This is a genomic window from Vibrio thalassae, from assembly GCF_900089835.1.
GTDB lineage: Bacteria > Pseudomonadota > Gammaproteobacteria > Enterobacterales > Vibrionaceae > Vibrio > Vibrio thalassae.
In genome coordinates this window covers 1-9,107 of the sequence record NZ_OANU01000067.1, presented here as the reverse complement: position 1 = coordinate 9,107, position 9,107 = coordinate 1, and the positions used below count along the sequence as shown (strand labels likewise).

Here is a 9,107-nt window from a genome sequence, read left to right as displayed (position 1 = left end):
TCCCTAAGGTGGTGTTGCTGATACCGTTAACGTCACTGTTGGTCGCCGCCAACTGCACACTGGCAAAGGCATTAACGCTGTTATCAACACTGTCAATCAGCACTTGCAGCGCCGCCACATCGGCAATGCTTGCCTCTGCCGCTATCGCCGCTTGGTAATCGGCCTCGTTCGCACCATCAAAGGTTAAACCTAGGATATTCCCTAAGGTGGCATTGCTGATACCGTTAACGTCACTGTTGGTCGCCGCCAACTGCACACTGGCAAAAGCATCGACGCTGTTATCAACACTGTCGATCACTGCTTGCAACGCCACCACATCCACGATGCTCGCCTCTGCCGCTATCGCCGCTTGGTAATCGGCAACGTTCGCGCTGTCGAAGGTCAAACCTCGGATAGCAGTCAAGGTATCGACGGTCAAAGTAGAAGCATCACTGCTGGTTGCGGCCGATTGCACCGCAGCAAAGGCCGCTAAGCTCGCATCGACGCTGTCGATGAGCGCCTGCAACGCTGCCACATCCGCGATGCTCGCTTCTGCCGCTATCGCATCTTGGTAATCAGTCAAGTTAGCGCTGTCAAAGGTCAAACCTCGAATGGCACTGAGCGTGTCAGTGGTCACGGTCGAGGCGTCGTTATTGGTCGCCGCAAGCTGAACATCACTCAAGGCGCTGATGCTGGTATCGACACTGTCAATCAAAGCTTGCAACGCTGCCACATCCGCTATCGCACTTTCTTGTCCTATCGCATTCTGGTAATCAGTGATGTTAGCACTGTCAAACGTCAAACCACGAATCGCACTGAGCGTGTCAGTGGTCACGGTCGAGGCGTCGTTATTGGTCGCCGCAAGCTGAACATCACTCAAGGCGCTGATGCTGGTATCGACACTGTCGATGAGCGCTTGAAGCGCGGCAACATCAGTAATCGACACTTCGGCTGCGATGGCTTGCAGATAAGCATCAAAATTCTCTACATCAAAGTTTTCAAGATGCAGCACTTTTTCAAAATCATTTAACGTCAGCTCCGTTGTATCACTCGCGATGGCCGCTTGGTTCATCTTATTGATTGCGCTAACGCTGTCATTGACTTCATCCACTAACACAACAATGGCCGCAAAATTGTCTAGCGGTTGACGCTCAATGATTTCGCGGTTGTACGCGTCGAGATTCTCTACAACAAACGCAGAGATCAGTTGACCGTCAAACCAATCCGATAACATTAATGGTGCGGAGGCAATCATGCCATTGGCACTTGCCAACAACGCTTGCTCTTGATTAACGTTGAGCAGTAAACGATCTAACGCTGTGATGTCACCAAAATCACCATTGTTCTGCAACGCGGTTTGATAATGTGGTAACAGTGCTGGATCAAAATGGGTTAAATGCAAAATAGCATCAAAATCTGCAACGCCAATCTCGCTAATGTTACCAAGGGCATAACCTTTCACTTTAGCAATGGCATCAAGACTATTGTCGACCGAGATGATAAGCGTCTGCAGCGCATCGATACTGGAAAGCGTGTCGGTTCCTACAATTTCATCTTTATAGTGGGTCAATGAATTAGGCTCGAAGGTGATATTAATGATTGCGCTGAACGTCTCGGCCTCAATCAATTCAACGTCTCCTGAGACTGAGGCTTGCTGAACCACTTTAAACGCACTCATGCTTCGATCGGCCGTATCAACAAACGATTGCAGATCGGCAAACGAAACAAACACATCGCTATCATCAAGTAATGAAGCGTAGTAATCAACATTGCTTTCTTGGAAATTCAAATCCAAAACGCTCGCAAAGCTATCAACCGACAAGGTCTGTTTTTTAAGTTGATTAAAGTCTTTCAAAGACGTGCGTTGAACAATCGAAAATAGATCAGACGACACTTTATTCGTTAGACGAATGCCATCACGATTGACGTAGTAAAAAGATAACGTGTCATCCAATGACAGCGGCCCTCTATCCACGACATCCAATTCCCCAAATTCCACATCATTGATTTCATAGAAAAGAGAAAAGTTGTCGTTGCTGCGGTAATCAGAAATAAGGAGTTCGCTATCAAAAGACCACTCGATATCTAGGATGTTATTACGATCTTCCATGACGTTAAAACTGAAGTTGGCGAATGTGACATCACGGTCTGCCAGCGAGCTCACAGCTAATACAGCAATACCATCTTGCAGAACTCTCAAGAAGGTCTGCTGGTTAATCTCAACAACTTCAATAGTACGTTTAGACATGTTGTTCAACACCGTCTCAACATCGTCGCCTGAAGTCTGGCTAATTTGCAGGGGAATAAGACCATTACTATTCACATTACCAATGCTGTAAGTAAACTCTTTAACGGTTTCGACAATGGTGAAATTGACATATTCGGTTTTTGACGTCCCCGTCTCTTTATCAGTTAATTCAACCATTAGCGCCGCGTTTATAAGTGCATTAGTCGAAATTTGTACGGCGTTGGTCTCTTGCTGAGAGCCGTTATTGTTGACAATAAAAAATTTGAAATCGAATATGTTACGAAGTTGCTCACTAATGAGCAGCTCGAAAGCATTAATATTGCCAGGTTTCACTTCAATCAACTCCGGCAATTTTCTAGCATAGAAATCACTAGAGACTTTGGCTTTTACCTCTTCTTTAAACTCTTCGGTGACATTCAAAATGGTGCTATTTTCAAGTTCTACTTCAATGCCTTGACTGTCAAGGACAGTCATTGCCCCTTCAATCAAATCTTCTTTAAAGTCATTACTTAAATCGCCATTGTTAACCACAATGTCTTCTTTAATTTCTGCTAGCGCTTCAACTGGATTACTCCCTTTCGCAAGGCTAGACAGACCAGACAAGATCAAGTTGTAGTTAAGCGTCGCGCTTTTCGCTTGTTCGTCTGCGGGGGTACCGCCTGCTGGCGTGTCATCCGATGGGGTGTCAACTGGCTCTACGACAGGAGAGGTTTTGGTAATCAAACTAGGATCTTCGACACCAAAAAAGATATTGGCGATCTCAGTATTTACTTTTTCCGCATTACTCGAAGACAAGTCACCATCCATTAACTGAATGGAAAGTTCCGTAAGAGGTGTGATAACCGCAACATTCCCTTTTGCACTAGAGTCATCTGTTACTTCCGTCACTTCGGTGACTACTCGAAGCTCCGTGTCAGCGAGATCAATGGCTAGGCCGGTCGCCTCATCTTTGTATGAGCCCCCTTTAGAAATAACGAGAACTTGTCCGTTGTACTCTGGTATTTCAATCGTGTAAGAGCCATCGTCGTTGGTAAACACCTCACTGAAATTCAGAAGCTGCCCAACGTTTCCGTCATCATCAACGGCGTAAACCTCCACTGAAGCTCCAGAGACTTTGTTCGCAACGACCACACCATTTATGGTGTTTTCTGCGACCAACTCAGGAGCGTCATCAGGAGATGTGTCATCAACTGTAGCTATGTTTGAACTATCACAAGCAGTTAAAAGTAGAACAATAGTAACGAGTATACTTGAGAAGCGATTCATGTCCCTTTCTCCCTAATAGGGGTAACATATGACCTCTTGTAATTTTTTTGTATCTAGCCAACTCGTCATATAAAACTTGTGTACCATTATATGTTAGTACACCTCGAGCATAATACTGAAAGATCTCCTAATAATTTTCCCAAAGCGCAACCATGTTTGAATCAATTTCGAGCAAGTGTGATTGCAGCTGCGAGTAAATCCTTCTTCGTTATTGTGTAGCCTGAATGTCAGCTGAAGTATACCCGTGATCATTGAAGTTGCTTGATTTTCAATAGAATCAGGATTGATCTGCACCAGAAGTTTTGGACACTGAGTTAAGTGAGTATAATCACTAACGAAGTGAACAATGACAACTAAGAAAACTCGAATCAAACATGCTCCTGAATTTAAAGCCGAAGCACTTAAGTTAGCAGACTAAGTCGGTGTCGCTACTGTCGCACGACAGCATTCGTTGTATGAATCTCAAATTTATGGGTGGCGTAAAGCCGTCAAAAAAGATGCGAAAATCAGCGATAGAGAAAGGAAACTCGCCACTGAAAATGCCAAACTCAAACGGTTATTGGCTGAGCAAGCTGAAGAGCTAGATATCGTAAAAAAGGCCACCTACATCGCGAAAATCTAAAGTAGATTGCTATGAGTTTATGCTCGAACACATGATGCAATATAGGATTGTCCGTATGGCTAAGGTGTTTGGGGTTTCTCGAAGTGGGTTTTATTATTGGATTGATAATCGGCATAAAGTCACTCAACGCAATGAGCACCGAAAGCAGCTTGATAGCAAAGTTCGAGAAGTCTTTGATGATAAAAAGAAACGCGACGCTGCAAGGCATATTCAAAAAGAACTTGAGGTAAATGGTAATAAGCACGATGTAAAAACCATTGCCGCGAGCATGAAGCGCCAAAGCTTAGTCTCGAAGGCCGCCCGTAAGTTCAAATGTACGACAGACAGTAAGCATAGGCTTCCTTTTGCCCCGAACTTGCTTGAGCACGATTTTAATGCAACAGTACCGAACCAAAAATGAGCTGGATATATTACCTATCTAGCGACAAGCGAAGGTTGGATGTATTTAGCGGTTGTTATCGACTGGTACTCACGGCAAGTAGTTGGTTGGCCAATGAGCACCAGAATGACCGCGACTCTGGTCTGTGACGCGCTATCAATGGCATTGTTCCGTAGAGGCATGCCCGAAGGAGTGATTATCCATAGTGATCAGAGGTAGTCAATATTGTTCAAAAGACTACAGAGACTTAATCGTATCCGCCCCACATAGACTGAACCTTAAGCATTAAGTCCTGCATAAATTCCGTCTAACGCAATGTTTTTCTTAGATTTCCTCTGGGTGGATTTTTGTGCATTCTTGAATATATAGCTACAGGCCCATTCAAGCCTGGTGCCGATTTCTGACCAAGCCTTGTGGCTGATACATTCAAATATGGGTAACAGCCACACATCCACATTTTTTGCCGCTTGAAACAGCGAGACCGTCGGCATTATCTGAAGCGCTTTGCTGCGCCTGATGATCAGCGCGAGTAAACTGTCCCAGATAAGCCCATCAACGATGGCCTTTTGTGCGGTGACAAATCGTTGCCAGTTTGTGTGCGACTTTAACTCCTTAAAAAGCAACTCCACCTGCCATCGACTGCGGTATATTGCCATAATGTCGTTCGCAGTGTAGGTCTCTGATGGCAAGTTAGTTAGCCAAATACAGAATCGCTTTTCTTCTGCAAACCAACTTCTTACCACTCTAAATTCTTGCTTACCACGACGAACTTTAAGGTCGAGCACCTACGAGCGATTCGTACCTCGCGTGATGTCTTTGAGCTGCTTCCCCTCTAGTTTAGGTAAGCGCCGACCCCGGCCATTTCTCGCTTCAATCGCGTGAGGATTCATGGATTGAGTTCCGCGAAAAATATAAAAGCCACCACACTTTTCAAGCTCGGCAAAGAACTGGAAGTCAGGATACCCTGCGTCAGCCAGCAGCAATTTGTTCTTCATCGTTTTGGGTTCAGGCAGAAAATCTCTTTCTGATGCCGTATCAGCGCTGATGCTCATTGCAACGGGAGAAAAGGTTTTTAAAGACATTGTCATATGGCATTCAACCGCAGCTGGGTTACGCTTAAATCGGCTCGGATAAACGTCTGCCAAGTCGCGACGAATGTGGAAAGAGCTTCCGTCTTGCGGCAACACATCCTCAAAGCTGGCGAGCTTATCTGGCAGTGTGGCACTCTGCTGGCGAGCAAACTGCGCTATCGCTCGCATGACCAATTGGCGCATGAATATCGGAAACGCTTCTTTTCTTAGCTGGTTATGGTATGGCTTATAAGCCACGGTATCTTTGGCACTTAAGCACATGCCATTGAATTGCCGAAGTAAATCGGCAATAGAAGAACAGTTTCCTTTGCTCAAAGAGGCCACGAGGCTTATGAGGAGTTGGCCGGGCAAGATAGCCCGGCAACGCTTCATTAGCCCCGTGCTTTTTGCCATTTTTTGAAGGCTTTCTGCATGAAAGAATTGCTTAAACTGCTTTTGTAGGGTGATAATCATCATCGGCTTCACGGTTGATATAGGTATTTTGTTTGGCGACGATTATCTGATCATAAATGAAGCCTTTTTCTATCTAAATAAACCGCTTAGCTCTTAAGATCCTGTCTATGAAACGATAATAACAATGGACAGGGTCACCTAATACCTCATTAATTCGGGAAGCTATATGCTATCTTCCACAAGAACGACGTTGCACGATTACTGTGATCACTTGTTGTGTTTAAACCAATCGACAAACTGACATCTTCTGACGCACGGTAGCCGACTTCAACGTCATAGACTACCGATGTACCACTTTTATTGATAGCCGTGTTATTAATTTTGATTATATTAGACCAAGCCATGAGCCCTATATTTAACTGACTAAACCATACTTCTGTTTGGTATTTTGAGGAAAGAAAAATAAGCGGTCCTTCCCCTGGGACACTATACCTGTCTGCAACCGCTTCAGGGGATTCTTGCGTTGTTATTTCTGCATCATACTGACCATAACTGATGTAGCCAAAACCAACGCCTAACAATAATTCTCCATTTAAAGCATCATGAGAATAAGGATAATGAGTCAGCTGAAGCTGTCCCCCAGCCCCTTTATCATCGAGGTAACTCGCTTCTGAATGATTAAAGTGGAAGTCTGAAACGCCTAAGCCGAGTGACACCTGTGTTTCACCCGCACTGATGGCCAATGACGTTACAAAAGTGGATAAGAAAATTAGTATATGATATATATATTTCATATGTGCACTCATTCTTTTGTATTATCTTTAAATAGTTAACTATATTTACAGACTAGTCCAAGAAGCTCAAAAGACAAGTGATCCGCACCAGCAGTTTTGGACACCAAGTTAAGTGAGTACAATCACTAACGAGGTGAACCATGACAAGTAAGAAAAAACGTATTCTCCGCTCCCCTGAATTTAAAGCAGAAACACTGAAGCTAGCAGAGAAAGTCGGAGTCGCTGCGGCAGCGAGGCAACTGTCGTTACACGAATCCCAGATCTATGGTTGGCGTAAGGCAGCTAAAAGTGATACCAGCACCAGTCAACGAGAAAAAGATCTAGCCGCGGAAATGGCAAAACTCAAAAGACAATTGGCTGAGCAGGCTAAAGAGCTAGATATTGTAAAAAAGGCCGCCACCTACTTCGTATATGGAATCCACGGGTTTTACAAGATAAAAATGTGCAATGGATAAGATGCGGTCGTATATTCGGTTTCTTATTGAAGGAGCTACCTTCTAACCTTTGATGTGTGCGCACCTACCGTCCTTGTCGCGAAAGAAGCTTTTAATAGCATTGCGAAGTAGTCAGGGTCTCAGTAGGTTGGTCTAACCTTTGAACATCATTATTTGTAACCTGTTAATTCATATAGCTAAATAGATAATGGCTTTGGCTGATATTCCGTTTCATAGTGGAGCATTGCCCAAGCTGTCCTGACCGTCTTGTTTGCCAAGGCGATACAGGCCCTTTTGAACCCAACCCTATCGACTAACTTGATAAGCCATGCCTGCTTCTGGTTTTTTGGCGATTCGGGCAATCGGTAAATATATGCCATGGCACCAAGGTATAGCATTGAACGGAGATCTTTGACACCGCCAAATTTATCTATGCCCAGCATCGTCACTTTACCGCCCGAACTGTATTGTTTCGGTGTTAGGCCAACAAACGCTGAAGCTTGCCGTCCATTGGTAAACTGCGTTCCGTTACCTAAAGTAGCGTAGAGCATGGAAGCTGTTGTTTCACCGACACCTTCCAGTGCCATGAGCCTTTTGCAAGGTTCTATCTGACGAGTTGTCGAGTTCATGGATTTTTGGAGCTTGCTCAGTTTATCTTTCAGGTTAAGGTATTGCTGCCATAGCATCGACAAGGTTGTGACCAAGCTTGCTGGCAGAACATCGCTTTCATAGAGTGTTGAAGTGACCAATGCAGCCAGCCCTTTAGTACCTTTTGCTTTGACGATACCGTACTCGTTAATGATGCCTCGGATGTGCAGCCCCAATGACACTATGGTTTTTGATAGAAACTGGCGATTTGCTTCAAGAGACATCAAGGTTTGTTGCTCCATTGATTTGGGCTTGCTGTATTTTATTCCTATCTGGAGTGCCGCATTAGCGATGGCAAGAGCATCATTGGCATCAGTTTTATGGCCATCAACATATGCCTTCACCTTTTTCGGATTGATTATCCGTACTTCGTGGCCGAAAGACTCAGCGTATCTGCCCCAGTAATGGCAACTAGCGCAGCCTTCTAGAGCAACAAGAGATGGCTTAGATTTAGCAAGTAACTCCTTAAGTTTCTGCCTGCTTACTGCTTTATTGCTGAGCAGTTCTCCTTGGTGGCTAATATGGCAAACCTGCAACACGTTTTTTGCTAAATCTATACCGATGACGTTCGTTCTTAGCATGATGACACCTCGTTTTCATGTTCCTGCCTATGCCTAAGTTTTGCAGAGAAATGAGTGGATTCCATACATCGCGAGAAACCTAAAGTAGCTTGCTACGAATTTATGCTCGAACACCTGCTGAGCTTTAGCGTTGCACGCATGGCTAAGGTGTTCAGCGTTTCACGAAGTGGGTTTTATTACTGGATTAAGCATCGCCACAAGGCCATCCAGCGCGAGGTAACTCGCCAAGAGCTTGATACGAAGGTCAAAGAGGCTTTTAACAATAGCAAAGGCCGTGATGGCTCAAGACGCATCCAGAAAGAGCTGGCTGAGAACGGTGATAACCGTAATGTTAAAACCATCGCCGCCAGTATGAAGCGGCAAGATTTAACGCCGAAAGCGGCACGTAAGTTTAATTGTACGACAGACAGCAAACATAAAATGCCAGTTGCTCCGAACCTGCTGGCTCAGGATTTTAACGCGGAGGCTCCGAATCAAAAGTGGGCGGGAGACATCACCTATGTTGCGACAAGCGAAGGCTGGCTGTATTTGGCGGTAATTATTGACCTTTATTCAAGGCAAGTAGTCGGTTGGTCTATGGACACCAGAATGACGGCAACTCTGGTCTGCGATGCGTTATCAATGGCCTTGTTCCGTCGAGGGTTCCCTGAGCAGGTTATCGTTCATAGTGAC

3 protein-coding genes and 4 pseudogenes are annotated in these 9,107 nt (G+C 44.9%); 3 read left to right on the top strand and 4 right to left on the bottom strand.

Translation table 11 applies throughout. The features are described from left to right. The coding region (locus VTH8203_RS16710) for a hypothetical protein (RefSeq protein ID WP_158296172.1) at nucleotides 1-3,493 on the bottom strand (3,493 nt) is incomplete at its 3' end. 346 nt (nucleotides 3,494-3,839) lie between these two features. Here VTH8203_RS16710 and VTH8203_RS16705 point away from each other — a divergent pair. Beyond that, nucleotides 3,840-4,753 (top strand): annotated as a pseudogene (locus tag VTH8203_RS16705) (IS3 family transposase); the annotation flags it as partial. A gap of 19 nt (nucleotides 4,754-4,772) precedes the next feature. Here VTH8203_RS16705 and VTH8203_RS16700 read toward each other — a convergent pair. Together VTH8203_RS16700 and VTH8203_RS16695 are read right to left on the bottom strand one after the other, a co-directional pair. Further along, a pseudogene (locus VTH8203_RS16700) lies at nucleotides 4,773-6,041 on the bottom strand (IS4 family transposase). 146 nt (nucleotides 6,042-6,187) lie between these two features. Continuing rightward, nucleotides 6,188-6,772, bottom strand: coding sequence for a hypothetical protein (locus VTH8203_RS16695; protein ID WP_096994689.1), 585 nt, complete (start codon nucleotides 6,770-6,772; stop codon nucleotides 6,188-6,190). 140 nt (nucleotides 6,773-6,912) lie between these two features. On the opposite strand from VTH8203_RS16695, the pseudogene VTH8203_RS16690 reads away from it, so the two are divergent. Beyond that, nucleotides 6,913-7,181, top strand: a pseudogene (locus VTH8203_RS16690) (transposase); the annotation flags it as partial. Nucleotides 7,182-7,403: 222 nt separating this feature from the next. On the opposite strand, the gene VTH8203_RS16685 reads toward VTH8203_RS16690, so the two are convergent. Next, nucleotides 7,404-8,435 (bottom strand): IS110 family RNA-guided transposase, encoded by a 1,032-nt coding sequence (locus VTH8203_RS16685; RefSeq protein WP_096994688.1) that lies wholly within the window; start codon nucleotides 8,433-8,435, stop codon nucleotides 7,404-7,406. Between the two features lie 69 nt (nucleotides 8,436-8,504). Between VTH8203_RS16685 and VTH8203_RS16680 the strand changes: the two are divergent. Continuing rightward, nucleotides 8,505-9,107, top strand: a pseudogene (locus VTH8203_RS16680) (IS3 family transposase); the annotation flags it as partial.